Here is an 18,859-nt window from a genome sequence, read left to right on the forward strand (position 1 = left end):
CCACGCGGCGAGTGGCAGGCACCGTCAAGGATGTGCTTGTCCGTCAGCCCAGTGCGCGCAACCGCGGTGCGAGATCGCGCTCGAACAGTTCGAGGAACCGGCGCTGATCGTGTCCGGGTGCGTGGAACACGAGGTGGTTGAGTCCGGCGTCGACATAGGCCTTTACCTGTTCGACGGCGTCGTCGGGATCGGACGCGACGATCCAGCGCTTCGCGACCTGCTCGATGGGCAGCGCGTCGGCTGCTGCTTCCATTTCGATGGGGTCTTCGATGCTGTGCTTCTGCTCAGGGGTGAGCGAGAGCGGCGCCCAGAAACGGGTGTTCTCGAGCGCGGCTTCGGGATCGGTGTCGTAGCTGATCTTGATCTCGATCATCTTGTCGATCTCGGCAACGTCGCGCTCGGCCTTGGCTGCGCCTTCCGCCACTGCCGGCAGCAGCTTCTCGGTGTAGAGATCCATGCCCTTGCCGGACGTGCAGATGAAGCCGTCACCGGCGCGGCCCGCGTACCGCGCGACAACCGGTCCACCGGCTGCGATGTACACGGGGATACCGCCCTCGGGAACGTCGTAGATCGAGGCGCCGCGAGTCGTGAAGTACTCACCCTCGAAGTCGACGCGGTCACCGAGCCACAGCTCGCGCATCAGCCGAACCGACTCGCGCAGCCGCGCAAAGCGTTCCTTGAACTCCGGCCACTCGCCCTGGAATCCGGTGGCGATCTCGTTGAGCGCCTCACCACTGCCCACACCGAGCATGATGCGTCCCGGGTACAGGCAACCCATGGTCGCAAAAGCCTGAGCGATAACGGCCGGGTTGTAGCGGAACGTCGGGGTCATCACCGACGTGCCGATCTGCACGCGCTCGGTCCGCTCGCCCACTGCCGTCATCCAGGCCAGTGAGAACGGTGCGTGGCCGCCGTTGTGTCGCCACGGCTGAAAATGGTCACTGACCGCAACGGAATCCATGCCGTGCTGTTCGGCGAGAACTGCCAGCTCCACCAGCTCCCGAGGCCCGAACTGCTCCGCCGAGGCCTTGTATCCGAGCTTGAGCTCCTGCGCCACTGTGTGCTCCTCTTCGTCTTTGTTTTGCTATGACGTGTAAATCGCCTTCTCTGCACACTATCCAGGCCACTCCAGGACTTCTACGTGTGGATCAGCGGGCGAGGCTCGTAACCACCGTTGCCACTCCGGCCGCAACCGCCACGGCGGCCAGTGCCAGGGCAAACAGCCAGAGCGCGTGCGGTTCCGGCATCGGGGCTCCGTCTTCGAGCGCCTTCTTCACCTGCAACCACCGACGCATCCCCACCAGTGCGGCTGCCGCCGCCAACACAATCAGGACAAGACCGAGCGTGGTGCGCACCCACCCGGTACTCCACCCCGGAACCAACTGCACTATCGCGATCCCACCGGCCAACAGCGCCAACGAACTTCGCATCCACGCCAGGAAGGTTCGCTCGCTGGCGAGGGTGAATCGTTCGTCCGGTCTATTGGGTTCGGTCACGAGTGCTCCACTCCGTGGGTAACGACGATGTCCGGATCTTGACGCCAGTCGTACACCACCGTCGTCCGCAGCACGATGTCCTGCAACGAGCGTCGACGCCGATCGATGACCGCCCAGCCGAGCCCGAAGGCAAAAAGCACACACAGCACGGCCCGAACAAGTGCCAGCGGCCAGCGAACCAGCCGATGCCCCGACGTGATGACCCGCAAGCCCATGACCACATTGCCGACAGTTCGGCCGGTGGTCGCCCAGCACACGGTCAGATACACAGTCGAGACTGTGATGAATGCCGTCGTGGACAGGAAGATCCCGGGCTGAGAGAACGTGAACGTCTGCGGCGAGAACAGCAGTCGCACAAAGGCCACCGCGAGGTATCCACCGCCCATCAGAACGAGTACGACACCCAGGTCGATCGCTCCGGCGATACCGCGGGTCACAATTCCGGCGGGACCCGAATTCTGGGATGTCGCCACTACTCCTGCCCTGCGTTCTCGTTGTTTTTGTCGGTCTTGTCGGTCTTGTCGGTCTTGTCGGTCTTGTCGCGTCCGAAGAGTCGACCGACAAAATCAGCAACTGCGTCGTCTGCCTGCATCCCCTGCACGCGGGCACCCTGGACCGCTTCGGTGGACAACGACCCAGTGGACTCGCGGATGATCTGTGGCAGATCCACGCCCTCGATGACCTGGTCCGCGATCTTCACCAGATCAACCCGGTAGATCTGCCGTTCGATGTCGACGGAATCGACGATGCCGTCGAGGTCGAGCCGATTGATCACTGCTTCGACATCCAATCGCCGCGCAATGTCGTCCACGTCGATGCGATCGATGATCGGTTCCAGCGACACACGTTCGGCGATCCTGTCGACGTCGATGGTTTCGGCAATAGTGTCGAGGTCGACGTTGTCGATGACGATCTTGGTGATGTCGACTTCGTCCAGCGCCGCTGCCACCACGGCCTTGATCACCGTCCGCAAGGTTGTGTCGGCAAACGCGGCGGTAGAGGCGATTGCGTCGTTACCGAGGGCACTCACCTGAACAATTGCGTGGTCCAATGGCTCTCCGACGATCGGAATCCGGGGAACGGAGTCCAACACGACAGTCGCCGCTCGCCGGGCCGCGGCAAGCGTGATCGACGCCAATCCGAAGCCCAGACGCACAAGATCGGGCGCAGGTCGATCCGGTTCTGCACCCACGAGACCGCCCTCCACCACTCATCCAGCTGAATAACGGACATTCGTTACTCTGCTTCGCATTGTGCCACTGTTGGTATACACAATTCGCCGGGACGAGCAGCAACCGTCAGCATCAAACGTGGGGAGACGTGATCGTGACGCGATTCGGGAAGCACTTCGGTATCCATCTCACGATGGCGGCGGTAATGGTCGCAGGCTTTCTGAGCCTGACAGCCCCTACTGCGTCGGCACAGTCCACGGTCACGAGGTTCGACGTCTATTCACCGTCCATGGACCGGTGGATCAGCAACGATGTCATCTCCCCCGCCGGCGGGGGCCCAGCGCCCACGTTCTACCTCTTGACCGGGGTCGGCGGCGGCGAAGACGGGATCTCGTGGTTCAACAACACCGGGGTTCGCGATTTCTTCGACGACAAACACGTCAACGTGGTGATGCCGATCGGCGGCAAGTACAGCATGTACACCGACTGGAATGCCGACGACCCGGCGCTCGGCCGCAACAAATGGCAGACGTACCTGACGCAGGAACTCCCCGCGGCGGTGAACTCTCGCTACAACACAACCGGGGTGAACGCTCTCGGCGGAGTGTCGATGGCCGGCGGGCCGGTACTGGACCTCGCCATTCAAGCGCCGGGACTGTACCGCGCTGTCGGTTCGTACAGTGGTTGCCCTCGAACCGTCGACGGGCTGGGACAGATGGCGGTTCGATCCATGGTGGAAGTTCTCGGACGCGGCAACGTCCACAACATGTGGGGCCGGCCGGGCGGACCGCAGTGGGCTGCCCACGACCCGTTGGTCAACGCCGAAAAGCTCCGCGGCACACAGCTCTTCATCGCCACGGGTAACGGTATCCCCGGACCGGTGGACGGCATCAACTCGATCCCCGCGATCGCCGGAGTCATTCCCGGCAGCGTGCTCGAAGGGATCACTCAACTGTGTACCGCTGCGCTGCAGGGGCGGTTCGCACAACTCGGCATACCGGCCACATTCAGCTACCGCCCCGAGGGCACCCACACGTGGGGGCTCTTCGAAGCGGACATGCGCGCGTCCTGGCCGATGATCGCGGGGGCGATCGGAGCGTAGGAGTCGGGTTTGCTGAAGAGCTGACATAGGTTCTCCGCAGTGAGCAGCCCTTCCCGCCTGCAGGAGGGGCTGCTCACTTGCCGAAACCTATGCTCACTCGCCGCACTCACGCCGCCAGCAGCGCAGGCAGTCCCCACTCCCTGGCCAACAACTGGTACGAGCGCAGTCGGTCCTCATGCCTATGAGTAACGCCGGTGATCACCAATTCGTCTGCACCGGTCAGCTTCTGCAGACGCTCGAGCCGGTCGGCAACAGTGCTGGGCGAGCCGACGAACTGAGTGATCAGCCTGTCCTCCACCAAGGCTCGGTCGCGCTCGGGCAACGGGAGCGCAGTCGCGGGATCCGGGTACGGAATTGCTCCGGCACCGCTGCGAATACTGTGTGCCCAATGCCCGAAGGTGGACGCCAACTCCCGCGCTGTGGCGTCGTCCTCCGCCGCAACGACATCCGCAGAGACCACGACATACGGCTCCGCCAGCGTGTCCGAGGGGCGGAACGCGGCGCGGTAAGCCTGCACCGCTTCGAGTGTGCTCGACGGCGCCACATGGTAATTCGCGCCGAAGGGCAACCCCAGCTTGCCCGCGAGCTCCGCACTCGGCCCGGCACTGCTGCCGAACACCCACACCTCGACGTCGGCGCCTTCGCCAGGACTCGCGTGCAATTCGATGCCGTCACGGGTGCGGTGGGTGCCGTTCAACAGGGCCAGGATCTCGCCGACGTGCTCCTCGAACTCGGGGGCCTGTGCGCCGGGAAATGCCAAGGCCTCCAGCGACGCCTGCAGACGCGGTGACGTGAGCAGTCCGGAAATATCGAACGGCGCCGGGATCACAACACCCTCACGCACCACTGTCTCCCTCGGTGCACCAGGCACGGTCTTGCCGGCGGCAACGGCTCGAAGCGCTTCCACCCGCCGTTGGCCGCTGCGGCCGATACCCAGATCGATCCGGCCCGGGTACAACGCGTCGACGGTGCCGAATGCCTCCACCACCTCGGCTGCCGTGTTGTTACCCAGCAGCACGGCAGCGGACCCGACGCGAATAGTGTTGGTGGCAGCAGCAATCAGCCCGACGAGTACTGCCGGGGACGAGCTCGCGACGCCGACAAAATGGTGCTCCGCAACCCAGTACCTCTTGTACCCCCAGGATTCGGCAGATCGCGCGAGGTCCAGCGAGTTTCGCAGCGCGTCTCGCGCCGTACTGCCCTCGCTGATCGGCGACAGGTCCAGAACTGACAGCGGCACCGTCATGTCAATGCACTTCCGGAATCTTCTCGCCGGCTTCGACCGCAAACGGAAGGCGATTCTCCGCGGGGGCTACGGGGCACGTCGCGTAATCGGTGAAGGCACACGGCAGATTCGACGCACGATTGAAATCGAGGACTACCGCACCACCGGGCACTGGTGGGCTTACGTGCAGCGAACGCGCTGCCGGATAGGTGGTCACCCCGCTGGTCGCATCGGTGAACAGAATGTGAAAGCCGTCGTCTTTGCCGGCGAACGCAATCAGAGTCCGAGTTTCACCGTCGTACTCGAAACTGATTGTTCCGCGCGCATCGTGGTGATGTTCGAGCCTCTCGACGACAGCGCCCGTCGTCACTGTTCGAGCCTCGTTGAAAGCGGTGAAGACAGCGTCGATGCGCCACTGCGGATTCGGATCGAAGGTCGGGATACCGCTGAACTGCGCCAGAGCCGGTGCAAGCGGATCGTGAATGCGCAGAGCGACCTCACCGGTGCGGCGGATGACCTCGACTCGACGGGGCCCCTGGTTCACGATCAATCCCGGCGCGCCTTCGACGGGTGTCAGGGTGACCGAACCGTCCACGGCAACACCGTCGATCGAGAGGTCGTCTGCCGGCCTCGCGGTGACGACAACAGCATCTGCGTCGGCCCGCCATGCACCCGGTAGGTCCGAGAAAGTGGAATCGGTGTCCACCAGCCAGTGCAGGGCGGTCAGGCTCAGCCAACCGAGCGGCTCGGCAAAGGTGGCGTCGCGCAACGCATGCCACGCAGTCCATTCGTCGACAAAGGTGGTGTCTCCGGTCTCGGTGACGGTCATGATGCGCGAACTCCTTCGGCCTGCTCGTGGGGATGACGCAACCCGAGGTGGCTGCGCAGAGTTGTTCCTTCGTACTCCGTGCGGAAACTGCCGCGGTCCTGCAACTCGGGTACAACGGTGTCGATGAACTCGTCGAGACCCGCCGGCGTGAGATGAGGGACGAGGATGAATCCGTCACTCGCGTCACCCTGGACGTAGCTGTCGATCTCGGCAGCCACCTCCGCTGCGCTGCCCACAAACTGTTGACGGGCAGTCACATCGATGATCAGTTCACGGATGCTGAGGTTTTCCGCTTCGGCCTTTGCTCGCCACTGGTCCGCAACGGCGCGGGGATCCTTGACGTGACGGACGCGTCCACGGGTGATGTTGACGTCGTCCGTCGGGTCTTCCTTCGGCAGCGGGCCGTCGGCGTCGTACTCGGAAAGGTCTCGGCCCCAGACTTGTTCGAGGAACGCGATAGCGGTCTGCGGTCCGACCTGCTGCCTCCGAATATGATACGCCTTCTCCTGGGCGTCAGCCGCGTTGTCACCGAGGACAAAGGTGGCGGCGGGGAGAATTTTGAGGTCGGCGTGCGTCCGTCCGTACTTGGCGAGGCGCCCCTTCACGTCCGCGTAGAAAGCCTTTCCGGCTTCGAGCGTTCCGTGGCCGGTGAAGATGGCGTCGGCTTTGGCTGCCCCGAATTCTCGGCCTTCGTCGGAGTCACCTGCCTGCAGGAGAACTGGGTGACCTTGCGGGCTTCGAGGTACTTCGAATCGTCCGGAGATGTCGAATTGTTCGCCGGTGTGCGAGAACTGGCCGACCTGCTGGTCGGTGGCAAAGATTCCGCGCTCACGGTCGACGAGCGGGCGAGTGACACTCCAACTGTCCCACAGTGTCCGCACCGCGTCGACCAATTCGTTGGCGCGGGCGTATCGCTGCGAGTGTTCCAGATATCCACCGCGGCGGAAGTTCTCACCGGTGAAAGCGTCCGACGAGGTGACCAGATTCCAGGCTGCCCGGCCGTCCGAGAGATGATCGAGCGTGGAGAACTGTTTGGCCAACTCGTACGGTTCGTTGAAGGTGGTGTTGATTGTTCCGGCCAGTCCGAGATGTGTTGTCACACCGGCAATCGCGTTGAGAATGCTGAAGGTGTCCGGGCGGCCGACCACGTCGAGATCGTGAATTTTGCCCTGATGTTCGCGCAGTCGCAGCCCCTCGGCGAGGAAGAAGAAGTCGAACAGGCCGCGTTCGGCACTGCGTGCAAGATGCTCGAACGAGCTGAACTCGATCTGACTCTTCGAGGCCGGATCAGCCCATACGGTGGTGTTGTTCACACCAGGGAAGTGAGCACCCAGATGAACTTGCTTACGAATCTTGTTCTGTGTCATCGAATTTCCTGTTCTTTTCTCGCCGCTACGCAAACTGATTGACGGGGAGTCCCAGACCCAGCCGCTCCCGCAGCGTCGGGGCGAGGTTCGGCCTCGGATTGAACGCGGGCAGTACATCGGCGGTGATCTTCGCTGCCCCGGCTGCCAGGGCCAACGGTCGCAGCACCACTCCGTCCAGCCCGGCCGAACCACTGATCTCGCGAAGCAGCGTGGTCAGTCCGCCGGCGTCGCCGCGGTAGAACACCGAGTGCGGCGTGTACGGCACTCCTGCCCACTCTTCGAGTTCGGCGAGGGCGTCGTCCGCTGCCCCGCGATCGGCACCGAGCAGAACATCGACGTCGAGCAGAACACGAACGGTACGGCCGTTCTTCGCGGCTTTGTCGTGGACCAGCCGGGCGGTAGCCTGCGCCTCACCCAGGTCGGCGGCGGAGATGCGGATGAGATCGGCTCGCTCGGTTGCCAACTCCCGCGCCTGCGGCTTGCTCGCGTCCACCACGATCAGCGGTTGTCCCTGCGGTGAGCGCGGCGTGATGGACGGCCCCTTGACCGAAAAATTCTTGCCCTCGAAATCTATGTAGTGCAGCTTGTCCCGGTCGATGAATCGTCCGGTCGGCACATCTCTGATCTCTGCGTCGTCCTCCCAGCTGTCCCATAGGCGGCTGACCACCTCGATGGCCTCCGATGCTTCCTCCCACAGCGATTGTTCGCTCTGCACGGCCTTTCGGCCGAACAGCGATGCAGCCGCGTCAGTGTCGGATACATCTACCTGCCAACCCGCCCGGCCCGAAGACGAGAAGTCGATACTCGCGATCGCTTTCGAGATGTGGAACGGTTCGGTGTGAGTGACGGTCGCGGTGGGAACCAACCCGATCCGCGAGGTCACGCCGCTCAATCGGGCAGCTGTGGCAACTGCTTCCAGTCGACCACGCGTTGCATGCTGCCCCTGGGTCTGCAGGGCAAACGAATCCGGGAAGAAGGCCAGGTCTACGCCTGCCCGGTCGGCGGCGGTCACCAGGTCCACCCAGTAGGACGAGGTGAACACTTCTTCGGCCCGCGAATCCTCGCGGCGCCACGAATAGGGGTGCACACCGGTGCCCTCGAATTCGAGGCCGATCAGAAATGCTGCGGAATTATGCTCGGACATGTTCGGCCTTTCCGGCTGCGTGGTCCCGCCCGGGGATGGCACCGAGCAGTGTTCGGGTGTAGTCGTGGCGGGGATTGTCGAATATTTCTGCGGTAGTGCCGATTTCGACCAGCTGGCCGGATTGCATGACACCGACGATGTCGCTGATCTGCCGCACTACTGCCAGATCGTGCGAGATGAAGAGGTACGTCAATCCGAGTTCGCGTTGCAACTCGTCGAGGAGCGCCAGAATCTGTGCCTGCACCGAAACGTCCAGGGCGGATACCGGTTCGTCGAGGACAAGCAGATCGGGCTTCAGTGCGAGTGCTCGCGCAATCGCCACACGCTGCCGCTGCCCGCCGGACAGTTCGGCAGGTCTGCGGCTGCCGAACTGCCCGGGCAGGGCAACCTGGTCGAGTAGTTCCGCGGCGCGGGCCTGCTGCTGAATTCGAGTGCCGACCTTGAAGGCACGCAACGGTTCCGCCACGATGTCGACTATCGAGAGCTTGGGATCGAGGGATGCGTACGGGTTCTGGTAGACGAGTTGGATCTTGCGGCGTAGTTCACGCAGATCGCTGCCCTTGACCTTGCTGATATCCGCGCCGTCGAAGGTGATGGTTCCCGAATCCGCCTGCTCCAACCGCACTGCGATGCGCGCCGTCGTGGATTTCCCGGACCCGGACTCCCCCACCAACGACACTGTCTGTCCACGCGGTACGGTCAGCGACACATCGTTGACCGCGGTGATAGCACTGCCTCGTCCGACGGTGAAGCGCTTGGTGATTCCCGCCAGAGTCAGCAACGGAGCTGCGTGCGCTCGGACCGGACGATCGACGGGTCCCGATGACAGGCTCGGCGCCGAACTCAGCAATTTCTTCGTGTAGTCGTGTCGAGGATCTCCCAGAATCGTTTCGGTGGGCCCGGATTCGACGATCCGACCGTCGTGCATCACCAGAATCCGATCCGCGCGATCGGCGGCCACTCCCAGGTCGTGTGTGATGAGGAGAACTGCGGCACCGGATTCGGCGATCCGCTCGTCCAAGTGGTCGAGGATCCGTCGTTGGACCGTGACGTCCAGCGCGCTGGTGGGCTCGTCGGCAATGATCAGTGCCGGGTTCGCGACCAGCGCGATGCCGATCAGAACTCGTTGCCGCATACCGCCGGAGAGTTCGTGTGGGTACTGCCGTGCTCGGATCTCCGGACGATCGATTCCCGCGCGCTCGAGCACCTCGATGGCGTCGAACCGCGCTTTCCGTCGGTCGGCCAGACCGTGAATGCGGAGTACTTCGGCAACCTGATCACCGATTCGGGTTACCGGGTTGAGTGATGTTGTGGGGTCCTGCGGCACCAAACCGATACGCGCACCGCGGATTTTCTGCCAGGCCCGGTCCGAGTAGTCGTCGATCCGTTCGCCCTCGAACTCGACGTTGCCCCCGGTGACGTGTCCGCTGCCGGAGAGCAGTCCGAGAATCGCATGGGCTGTTGTGGACTTTCCGGAGCCCGATTCACCCACCACTGCAACAACTTCACCTCGGCCGACCGTGAAACTCACGCCGTGTACCGCGGGTGCGGCTCCGTAGGAGATCTGTAGGTCGGTAACGGAAAGCAACTGATCCTGCGTTGTGCTCATCGCCGGTTGCTCCTTTCGATCTCGTGTCCGATGCGATGCGCCGAGATGACCACGGCAACAATGGCGAGGCCGGGAAGTGTTGTCATCCACCAGGCATTGGCGAGGAAGTTCCGCCCCTCCGACACCAGCGATCCCCATTCCGGGGTGGGCGGCACGGCTCCGAAGCCAAGGAAACTCAACGCGGACACCGCAAGTACTGCCTGCCCGAATTCGACCGCAGACAATGCGATCACGGGCGCATACGAATTGGGCAGGATATGGCGGCGCAGGACTCCGAGCCACTGCACTCCCGAGCCGAAAGCCGCCTCGACGTACTGGGCGCTGCGTACCCGCATCACCTCGGCACGCATCACCCTGGCAAAGTTCGCGACCATCGCCACACCCACTGCGATCGCGACGTTGATGGTGCCGAAACCCAGCGCCGTGACCAGTGCCAGCGACAACAGCAAGGCTGGAATCGAGAGCAGAACATCGACGATGCGCATCAGCACTGCGTCGACAACCCCACCGACAAATCCTGCAATCAGCCCGATCAACGATCCGACGATCAACGCGAGACCGACGGCCACGAGAGTCGCGGTCAGGGACAGCGCAGCGCCGTGCACAAATCGTGTGTAGAGATCTCGTCCCAGGTTGTCCGTTCCGAACCAGTGCGCCAGGCTCGGTCCCTGCAACTTGTCGGCCGGCACGCCGGATAACGGGTCGCCACTGGCAAATACGCCAGGGGCCACGGCAAAGCCTATGGCCAGAGCCACGATCAGCACCGGAATCAGCAGACCCGGCTTACTGATCCGTCGGATCACCGAAGTTGTCCGACGCGTGGTAGCCGGTGACTTCGCCTCCGGTATCGGATCGAGCAAGAGTGGTTCGATCAATGTGTCAGACATGCGCCGGCTCCAGATCTGTCGAGCTTTCGGACTGTGACCTCCCGGTGTCGGACGTCTTGGCCGAGATAATGCGTGGGTCGATCAACGGATAGAAGAGATCGACCGCCAGGTTGACGAGCACAAATGCCAAGGATGCAAAGACAACCACGCCTTGGACTACCGGAGTGTCCTGCGCCATCACCGACGTCTGAGTCAGACGCCCGACTCCGGCGCGGGAGAACACCGTTTCGACGACCACCGAACCGGCCAGCAGAGTTCCGACCAGCACACCGGCAATGGTGAATGCCGGAATGCTCGCGAGTCGCAACGCATGACGGGTCTGCACGCGCCACCGGCTTGCACCCTTGGCGTACGCGGTCTCCACGTGTGGCGAACGCAGCGTCGACTGCAGGCTGGTCGTGAGTACCTGCGCGATCACGGCGCCAGTCGGGATCGCCAGGGTGATCGCCGGGAGAATAACCGTCGCGAATCCCTTGTCTCCGAATGCGGGGAAGATGTGCAACCGGAACGAGAAAAGCTGCAGCAGAATCAGACCCACCCAGAAGGTAGGCACCGCCACCCCGAGAGGAGGCAGTGAGAACAGCAGGTTCGCGAGCCAGCGCTTACGGGTGTAGGTAGCAAAGAACGCGATCGACACTCCGAACAACACGGCAAGAACCAAACCCGTGGTTGCCAGCACCAACGTGCTCGGCAGCGCCGAGAAGATCGCATCCGTCACCGACTGACCGGTGGAGATCGACGTGCCGAAATCACCGCGCAGCGCATTGGTCAACGAAGTCCAGTACTGCGCCCACACCGACTGGTCCAGGCCGTATCGTGCTCGAAGCTGTTCGAGTGCAGCCTGATCCACCGCCACACCCTGTCCTGCCGACTCCGCAGCCATGCTGACCGGATCACTCGGCAGGAGGAACAAGATCACGAACGAGATGGTGAACGCTGCCCAGAGGACCAGCGCAGCCTGCCCCAGTCGGGCGAGTACGTATCGCGTCATGACTTACTTACCCGACAACCATGCGTCGTAGAACTGCAGACGTGAGGAGGCCTCGAACTTCAGATCCTGCACCGAGGCTCCGGCGCCGACTGCCTGCGACAGTTCGATCGTCGGAATCGAGAGTCCACGATCGATGATCAGTTCCTGTGCCTGAGCGACCAATTCACCGCGTGCCGCCGTGTCGGTGGTTGCGAGCTGCTCCGTCAATACCTTGTCGAGTTCCGGATCGGCGGTGCGCTTGTTGAGGTTTCGACCGTCGATGCCGAATGACGCCCGAAGAATGTCCGCATCTGCACGAGTGGCGTTGTAGTACACAGCATCGTAGTCACCCGAAGTCTGCTTCTCGGTGAGTTCCCCGTTGGACAGCAGGTTGAGCTTCGCATCCACACCCACCTTCCGCAGCTGCTGCTGAACCAGCTCGAGGATTGCCTGGTTGCCGGCGAACGCCGGGCTGAAGGAAATCGCGAAAGTCAGTTTCTGGCCGTCCTTCTCACGCACTCCGTCTGAACCGGCCTTCCACCCTGCCGCATCGAGTAGCCTTTCCGCTTTGTCAGCGTCATAGGTCACGACACCTGATTGATCGGCATAGAGCGGAGTGGTGTGCGCAAGTGGGCTCGTCGCCGGGAAGAACGACGGATCCAGCACCGTGTCGACAAGTTCCTGCCGATTGATGGCGGGGATGATTGCCTGGCGCACAGCCTGATCGGCAAGAACACCGCGGCTCACGTTGGGCTGGAAGAAGAAGCTCACACCAGGATTGGGCCGGGTGAGAATTCGCCCGCCTGCCGCTTCGATCTGCGGAGCGTCCTGCGTCAACGCGTCACTGACCGCGTCCAGTTGGCCGGATGCGACGCTGCCCGCACGCACTCCCGACTCCGGCACAACCGTGAAGTTGACGCCGTCCAGATACGCCTCCCCCTGGTGGCCGGTCACATCCGAGGCCCAGTTGTACCCGGCGCGCTTCTCGATCGCGACCGATCGATCCTGCTGCCAATCCGTGTAGACGAACGGGCCGGATCCGACAACGGCTGTCCCGGAGCAACGCTGCTCCGACGGTAGTGCCGTGGTCGAGTCCGCCAGAATGCCGAGCTGCGGGGTCGAAGTTGCCTGCAGGAACTGAACATTGGGACCGGAGAAATTGATCTTGGCGGTGTGGGCGTCGACGACCTCGGTGCCCGTGTACGAGGACAGGTAGCTCTTTGCCAGTGAGGCGTTCGGGCCCAGATCCTTGACCACGTCGAAGTTCTTCTTGACCGACTCGGCCGTCACCGGCGTACCGTCACTGAACGTGACATCGTCGCGCAACGTGAACGTGAAGCTTGCTGCATCGGGGCTGATGTCCCAACTCTTTGCCAGCCACGGTGTGATCTCACCCGTCTCCGGATCCTGGTCGGTCAGCGAATCAACCACGGTACGAGTGACATACACGGTCTGATTCGTGCCCGCCTGTGCGGGGTCGGCGCAGGTAGGCGCCGTCGAGAGTCCGTAGCGCAGGGTTCCACCTGACTGGGCCGGCCCGGCGTCGGCGCTGGTGTCGCCACTACTGGTGCTGCAACCGGCAAGTACGGTGCCGAGAACCGAGATAGCGCCGATACCAGCGGCGACGGTGACGCGTGAGCGAGCACCGATTGAGCGTGAAGACACCAAGAACTCCTAAAGGGGCATGCGGAAAAGCGCGCTTGTCACCACCGGAGAACGGGGCAAGCAAGCACGAATCAGCTACGAAGAGAAGAGAAAACAGGCTTACCCACGTACGGGAGCCTCGAGAGACTGACCAGGGTCAACTACGACGGCAAACATCGCGGCCATGGTCAGTGAGTACAGAACGATCCTGCTGTGCGGCACAGGTCTACGTGACGACGCGACCACGCGGTATCGAAACCGCCTTCAACTGCCTTCATTACTTCATTCCTCCATCGATCCTGGCGGTAGCACCCTCACGCGATGACACGAAGGGTTGCTGCGACTTCATTGAGCCAGGTCTCTCTGTCGCTCGAGATGGTCTTTCGCAAGTCTACGAGATGATCGCGAGTTGTCAACTCGTTCAGTAGGAATTGCAGGCTACGCCACATTTTCGGGAACGCCGCCGCGCTCATGCCGATACCCGCCGGTCGTAGTCATGTCGCACCTGCAGCTTCTTCTCGAATGGATGAATCCCCACCTCGAGCGGTGATAGTGCAGTGTCGTACAGCGGTGCGTAGCCACAGGACAAGTAGAGCGCGACCGCTTCGGGTTGGCGCGGACCGGTTGTGAGATAGACCCTGCGGTATCCCCGAGCTGCGATCTCGGACTCCAACTCCCGGACAACGATCTTTCCGAGGCCACGCTGACGAAAGGACGCTGACGTCCAGATTCTTTTCAGTTCGGCAGTGGTGGAATCGAATTGACGAAACGCACCACCGGCGATGGCTTGATCACCGAGCGTGAGAACCAGCAGCGCTCCGTGCGGAGGCGCAAATTCCTCGGCCGGATAGGTGGTGAGATCTTCGAATATCTCGTCACGCGTACCGCCGTATCGCGAACTGTATTCCAGCGCCAATTCCGCGATGAGCGGCGCTGCCAGCGGATCGTTCTGCGACACCGACCGCACCTCTACGCCGCCGATTCCCGCAATCTCGACACTCATATGATCTTCCTTTCGGTTTCCTTGCGCCGCATTCACCGCACCCCTAACTGGAATTGCTGCGGCGACAGAGCATTTCCTTCCACCAGATCAGCCACCAGCTCACCCAACGCCGGCCCGAATTTGAATCCGTGTCCGGAGAAACCTGCGGCGACGGTGATCGCACCGACCCTGTCGATCACAAAATTGCTGTCAGGTGTGCTGGTGTACAGGCAGGTCAGGGACTCGACCTGCGTCGAATCGACACCCGGCAACCAGGCTTCGGCATAGTCGACCAGACGCTGTTCGCCTGCGATGTCGGGCGTGTAGCTGCGAGTCTGCGGAGTCACCTCCGGCCCCGTCGCATGCTCGCCGATCTTGATGCCGTCTTCGGAACCGAGCCCGTAGATCCCGGCTGTGTCCAGCTCTGCACCGGGATGATGGACAAAGCTCGGCCACGCGGTTCCCGGATCGAGTGGCGCAAAGTGTGCCGGTTGTTCTTGCGTCGTGCGCAAAGTCGGCAACACGACCGATGCGCCGAGTTCGCTTCGCCCGATCAATTCCGCGGTCCACGCGCCGGCGGCAATAACGACGTGCCGCCCTCGCAGCGTCCCGCCCTCCGTGATCACGTCGACGCCGTACGACGCCTCGGCAACTGCCAGGACGCGCGTGTCGTGGCGGACGTCAGCTCCCTCGAGTCGCGAACCCGCTTCGAGGGCGACGACAGCGCGGTCCGCGTGCAGCCTGCCCGCGTCGGGGTGATGGAGGACTGTCGTGTCGAATCGCAGCCCCGGCCAGCGGGCCGACGCTTGCGCAGGAGTGAGGATCTCACCCTTGATGCCCGCTTCGACAAGTACCCGCGACTTGGTCAGTACCGCAGCGGGCAGCCCGTGATCAACGGCGCCCGTCAGTTCCAGAAACCCGATGTCCGTTGTGGTTTCCAACTCCCGCCACAGCGGAAGAGCCGACGCTGCCAGCCCGGTGTACAGGTGATTGTCGTAGGCCTGCCGGTAAATACGTGACGTGCCGTGTGACGCACCGTGCTTGTGCCCCGGCGCGAACTGCTCGAGCTGTACGACGCTGTGCCCGCGCGCCGCGAGCCGCCACGCGGCGGAGGACCCGACAAGCCCTCCGCCGATGACGATCACATCGACTATCTCACTCATCGACGGATACTCACTTGGTCTTCGGAAGACCGGGCGGGTTGATCAGCGACGTGTCGACGGCTTCACCGGTAATGTTCCAGCGTTCGAGAATCTGCTGGTACGTACCGTTCTCGATGGTGTGGTTGATGGCGTCGTTAATAGCCTTGATCAGTCCGTTGTCCTTCTTCACCAGCACAGCGATCTGACCTTGCAGGGTGTCACCCGCACCGGAGAACTCACCGACCACCTCGGTTTCACCCGACTGCTTGGCATGGAACTGCGACGACGGGTTCGGTCCGAAGTAGGCGTCGATGCGACCGGACTGCAGCGGGAGGTAGTAGTCGGTTGTGTTCTGGTAGTACGAGATGTCGGTTGGTGCCAGGCCGGCCGCGACATTCTGCTCGTTCCACTTGACCAGCAGCGCTTCCTGATTGGTGCCGGAACCCACCGCGATCTTCAGACCGGCAATGTCCTTGGGCTCGGTGATGGATACCCCGGCGCCCTTCTTGGCCTCGAATGCGAGGGTGTCCAGGCGATAGGTGGCAAAGTCGTACTTCTCCTTACGCTCCTCTGTGACAGTCACATTGGAGAGGAACGCGTCGGCTTCACCGGAGTCGATCCGGACGAAGTTCTGTGCCCAGTCAGCCGTCTGCAGGTCTATCTTCAACCCGAGTACATCACCGATCAGGTAGGCGAAGTCCGTTTCGGAACCGATGAGGGTTTTGTCATCGTCGGCGTAGAAGCGAAGCGGCGGAGCGGATCCGGCGCTACCGGTCACTCGCAGCGTGCCGCTGTCACGGATTTCCGCAGGAAGCTCGGCAGCGATGGAATCGACTTTCGCTGTGGTGATGCGATTCTGCTCGGCCGTGAGGTTGTAACCCGCGGCGGCGGTGCCCTGGCTACCCTCGGACTCTGCGTCCGCACTGCTGCACGCGGCGCTGAGCAGTCCGACTGTGGCGAGAGCCGAGATCAGGAAAGTCGCGCGGCGGGATCGGGAGAACATCAGTGTGTGCCTTTCGGAAAATGTGTCTGAGCGTCAGAGAACGCGGGAGAGAAAAGCTTTGGTCCGTTCGTGGACGGGATTGTCGATCACCTGCGAGGGCGGGCCCTGTTCGACGATGACGCCGCCGTCCATGAAGACTGCGGTGTCCGCCACCTCGCGGGCGAACCCGACTTCGTGCGTGACGATGATCAACGTCGCACCGTCACGGGCAAGCTGGGCAAGAACTTCGAGAACTTCACCAACCAGTTCCGGGTCCAGTGCCGACGTCGGTTCGTCGAAGAGAATCACAGCCGGTCGCAGTGCCAGGGCTCGGGCAATGGCAACACGCTGCTGTTGGCCACCGGAAAGTTGACGCGGATACTCATCAGCTTTGTCTCCCACACCCACTCGTTCGAGCAGAGCCCGCGCCTCTCGGTACACGTCGTCGCGATCACGCTTCTGTGCCGACAGCGGGGCTTCCACTACATTTTCCAGAGCAGTGAGATGGGGAAACAGGTTGAAGTTCTGGAACACAAAACCGATGTGCGAGCGCTGCTTCAGGATTTCGCGATCGCGCAGTTCGTGTAGCCGATTTCCCTTGCGCCGGTATCCGATCAGTTCCCCGTCGATCCGTACTGTTCCCCGGTCGACCTTCTCGAGATGATTGAGGGTGCGCAGCAGCGTGGACTTTCCCGAACCTGACGGCCCGAGAATAACGGTCACCTCACCCTTGCGGACCAGGAGATCAACGCCGGCAAGTACTTCCAGCGCGCCGAACGACTTGTGGATGCCACGCGCCTCGACGGCATAGACGTTGTCTTCGAGCAATTCCGCGGTCATCGGGTCGCGCCTCTCGGAATGTCGAGACGCGCATCACGAATCTCGTTGAATTTGTTGCGCGCCTTCTGCAGAGGCGTCAGCGGGAGAGCCCTAGCGGAGCCGCGAGCGTAATGACGTTCGACGTAGTACTGGCCGATGGAGAGCAACGTCGTGAGAATGATGTACCACAGTGTTGCAACCATCAGGAGCGGCACCACTCGTCCGTTGCGCCCGAAGATGACCTGTACTTGGTAGAACAGTTCGGCGATTGCCATGGTCGAGACGATGGACGTTCCCTTGAACAGTCCGATCACCTCGTTCGCGGCGTTGGGAAGTATTGCCCGCATTGCTTGCGGCAGAATGATCTTGAAGAACTGGCGCCGGCGCGGAATCCCCAGCGAATGAGCGGCTTCGATCTGACCGTGATCCACCGAGATGATGCCCGAGCGGATGATCTCCGCGGAGTACGCAGCCTGATGCAGCGCCAAACCGATGACAGCTGCGGTGAATCCGCCGATGACGCCACTGGTCTGGAACGTGAAGAATTCTGGCCCGAACGGTATTCCGAGAGAGAGCGTTTGGTAGAGGTAGGTAATGTTGAACCAGAAGAGCAACTGCACGATCAGTGGGATCGAGCGGAACGCCCAGATATAGGTCCAGGCGATCACCTGCAGAACCGGATTATTCGACAGTCGGCCAAGTGCCAGCACGACTCCGAGACCGAACCCGAGGATCGTTCCCCACAAGGTCAGTTTGATCGTCACCCACAAGGCGGCAAGCACCGATTTCGCGGTGAAGTACTGCGCGAACGTCGGCCAGTCCCAGCCGGGATTCACCACAAGACCGTGGATGAACTGGGCCAGCAAGATCAGCACTATCGCACTGACCACCCATTGGAACGGATGCCATGTGCGGGCAACAACAAGCTCCGAGTCGGGAAGCTGCGGCTCGGCCACTGGCTTCTCGGGGCGGACCTCGGTAGGCGCGCTCACGGCGCACTGTCTGACGGAGTGGACATCACAAAATAGACCTTTCGGAAAATGGGATTACTGCGCGACGAATTGCTGGTGCCGAGAATTTCGGTCAGCGACAGTGACACGACGCGGTACGACGCAGGTCGATGTGACGTCGACGGTGCGGTGCGTACGCGTTCGAACCGGCGCACGAAGCAATACCGGCGCAGCGAGTGATACCCATGTGATGCCTTCCATCGGTCCTGGCAGAAAGCACCCGCTCCCGATCACTCGGGGGGTTGCTGCGACGTCGATGAGCCAGGTCTCTCGGTCGCTCGAGATGGTGAGCAAAGACTAGACGCTGAATCAACGGTCGTCAAATGTTGTATTTCCCTGCGAGACAAGGGAAATAGGGATCTATGTGCGTTGAAATCAGGCTGATCGCAAGCCTCCCGAAAGCGGCGAATGCAGTGTTGGATGGATGAGCCGTATCCGATGCCCCGAGCCACCGCTCGTCCCCGAATCACCCTGCAGTA

General features: G+C 62.2%; 19 protein-coding genes and 1 riboswitch. Of the genes, 1 reads left to right on the forward strand and 18 read right to left on the reverse strand.

The annotated features are described in order from the left end of the window. Positions 1 to 43 precede the first annotated feature (43 nt). From fgd to KYT97_RS11250, 4 genes are all read right to left on the reverse strand, one after another. The gene (fgd, locus tag KYT97_RS11235; protein WP_033235619.1) at positions 44 to 1,057 is read right to left on the reverse strand and encodes a glucose-6-phosphate dehydrogenase (coenzyme-F420); all 1,014 of its coding nucleotides are present in this window, start codon (positions 1,055 to 1,057) and stop codon (positions 44 to 46) included. A gap of 91 nt (positions 1,058 to 1,148) precedes the next feature. After that, the gene (locus KYT97_RS11240; protein WP_033235620.1) at positions 1,149 to 1,496 is read right to left on the reverse strand and encodes a YidH family protein; all 348 of its coding nucleotides are present in this window, start codon (positions 1,494 to 1,496) and stop codon (positions 1,149 to 1,151) included. Beyond that, positions 1,493 to 1,969, reverse strand: coding sequence for an RDD family protein (locus tag KYT97_RS11245; RefSeq protein ID WP_033235621.1), 477 nt, complete (start codon positions 1,967 to 1,969; stop codon positions 1,493 to 1,495). Before KYT97_RS11245 ends, KYT97_RS11240 begins: the two co-directional genes overlap by 4 nt. Continuing rightward, on the reverse strand, positions 1,969 to 2,688 hold the full coding sequence (locus tag KYT97_RS11250; protein ID WP_245006075.1) for a hypothetical protein: 720 nt from the start codon (positions 2,686 to 2,688) through the stop codon (positions 1,969 to 1,971). Before KYT97_RS11250 ends, KYT97_RS11245 begins: the two co-directional genes overlap by 1 nt. A 173-nt stretch (positions 2,689 to 2,861) precedes the next feature. Between KYT97_RS11250 and KYT97_RS11255 the strand changes: the two genes are divergently transcribed. Then, a complete protein-coding gene (locus KYT97_RS11255; protein WP_045066596.1) occupies positions 2,862 to 3,770 on the forward strand; it encodes an alpha/beta hydrolase in 909 nt (302 codons plus the stop codon). A 106-nt stretch (positions 3,771 to 3,876) separates the two neighbouring features. On the opposite strand, the gene KYT97_RS11260 is transcribed toward KYT97_RS11255, so the two are convergent. From KYT97_RS11260 to KYT97_RS11320, 14 genes are all read right to left on the reverse strand, one after another. Then, positions 3,877 to 5,016, reverse strand: coding sequence for an LLM class flavin-dependent oxidoreductase (locus KYT97_RS11260; protein ID WP_095886794.1), 1,140 nt, complete (start codon positions 5,014 to 5,016; stop codon positions 3,877 to 3,879). A gap of 1 nt (position 5,017) precedes the next feature. Beyond that, on the reverse strand, positions 5,018 to 5,824 hold the full coding sequence (locus tag KYT97_RS11265) for a DUF1684 domain-containing protein (RefSeq protein WP_092802356.1): 807 nt from the start codon (positions 5,822 to 5,824) through the stop codon (positions 5,018 to 5,020). After that, on the reverse strand, positions 5,821 to 7,191 hold the full coding sequence (locus KYT97_RS11270) for an NtaA/DmoA family FMN-dependent monooxygenase (protein ID WP_045064039.1): 1,371 nt from the start codon (positions 7,189 to 7,191) through the stop codon (positions 5,821 to 5,823). Before KYT97_RS11270 ends, KYT97_RS11265 begins: the two co-directional genes overlap by 4 nt. Before the next feature lie 25 nt (positions 7,192 to 7,216). Continuing rightward, complete coding sequence (locus tag KYT97_RS11275; protein WP_219112244.1) at positions 7,217 to 8,335, reverse strand: LLM class flavin-dependent oxidoreductase; 1,119 nt, start codon at positions 8,333 to 8,335, stop codon at positions 7,217 to 7,219. Beyond that, a complete protein-coding gene (locus tag KYT97_RS11280; RefSeq protein WP_219112246.1) occupies positions 8,322 to 9,944 on the reverse strand; it encodes a dipeptide ABC transporter ATP-binding protein in 1,623 nt (540 codons plus the stop codon). The genes KYT97_RS11275 and KYT97_RS11280 overlap by 14 nt, the downstream gene beginning before the upstream one ends. Further along, positions 9,941 to 10,831, reverse strand: a complete 891-nt coding sequence (locus KYT97_RS11285; RefSeq protein ID WP_219112248.1) for an ABC transporter permease — start codon at positions 10,829 to 10,831, stop codon at positions 9,941 to 9,943. The genes KYT97_RS11280 and KYT97_RS11285 overlap by 4 nt, the downstream gene beginning before the upstream one ends. Beyond that, positions 10,824 to 11,822, reverse strand: coding sequence for an ABC transporter permease (locus KYT97_RS11290; RefSeq protein WP_219112249.1), 999 nt, complete (start codon positions 11,820 to 11,822; stop codon positions 10,824 to 10,826). Before KYT97_RS11290 ends, KYT97_RS11285 begins: the two co-directional genes overlap by 8 nt. A gap of 3 nt (positions 11,823 to 11,825) precedes the next feature. Next, the gene (locus tag KYT97_RS11295) at positions 11,826 to 13,466 is read right to left on the reverse strand and encodes an ABC transporter substrate-binding protein (protein ID WP_219112251.1); all 1,641 of its coding nucleotides are present in this window, start codon (positions 13,464 to 13,466) and stop codon (positions 11,826 to 11,828) included. A 167-nt stretch (positions 13,467 to 13,633) separates the two neighbouring features. After that, complete coding sequence (locus tag KYT97_RS31255; RefSeq protein WP_317823110.1) at positions 13,634 to 13,723, reverse strand: putative leader peptide; 90 nt, start codon at positions 13,721 to 13,723, stop codon at positions 13,634 to 13,636. 9 nt (positions 13,724 to 13,732) lie between these two features. Beyond that, positions 13,733 to 13,827: riboswitch (SAM riboswitch) on the reverse strand. A gap of 87 nt (positions 13,828 to 13,914) precedes the next feature. Next, positions 13,915 to 14,448: a GNAT family N-acetyltransferase gene (locus KYT97_RS11300; protein WP_033235630.1), complete on the reverse strand. Its 534-nt coding sequence runs from the start codon at positions 14,446 to 14,448 to the stop codon at positions 13,915 to 13,917. A 32-nt stretch (positions 14,449 to 14,480) separates the two neighbouring features. Then, entirely contained in the window at positions 14,481 to 15,590 is a 1,110-nt protein-coding gene (locus KYT97_RS11305; protein WP_219112252.1) for an FAD-dependent oxidoreductase, read from the reverse strand. A gap of 10 nt (positions 15,591 to 15,600) precedes the next feature. Further along, positions 15,601 to 16,572 carry an ABC transporter substrate-binding protein gene (locus KYT97_RS11310; RefSeq protein ID WP_033235632.1) on the reverse strand — a complete coding sequence of 324 codons (972 nt, stop codon included), beginning with the start codon at positions 16,570 to 16,572 and terminating at the stop codon, positions 15,601 to 15,603. Between the two features lie 33 nt (positions 16,573 to 16,605). Continuing rightward, a complete protein-coding gene (locus tag KYT97_RS11315; RefSeq protein WP_045064053.1) occupies positions 16,606 to 17,391 on the reverse strand; it encodes an amino acid ABC transporter ATP-binding protein in 786 nt (261 codons plus the stop codon). Further along, on the reverse strand, positions 17,388 to 18,362 hold the full coding sequence (locus tag KYT97_RS11320) for an amino acid ABC transporter permease (RefSeq protein ID WP_095886802.1): 975 nt from the start codon (positions 18,360 to 18,362) through the stop codon (positions 17,388 to 17,390). The genes KYT97_RS11315 and KYT97_RS11320 overlap by 4 nt, the downstream gene beginning before the upstream one ends. Positions 18,363 to 18,859: the final 497 nt, after the last annotated feature.

This window comes from Rhodococcus globerulus (genome assembly GCF_019334125.1).
Classification (GTDB): Bacteria; Actinomycetota; Actinomycetes; order Mycobacteriales; family Mycobacteriaceae; genus Rhodococcus_F; species Rhodococcus_F globerula.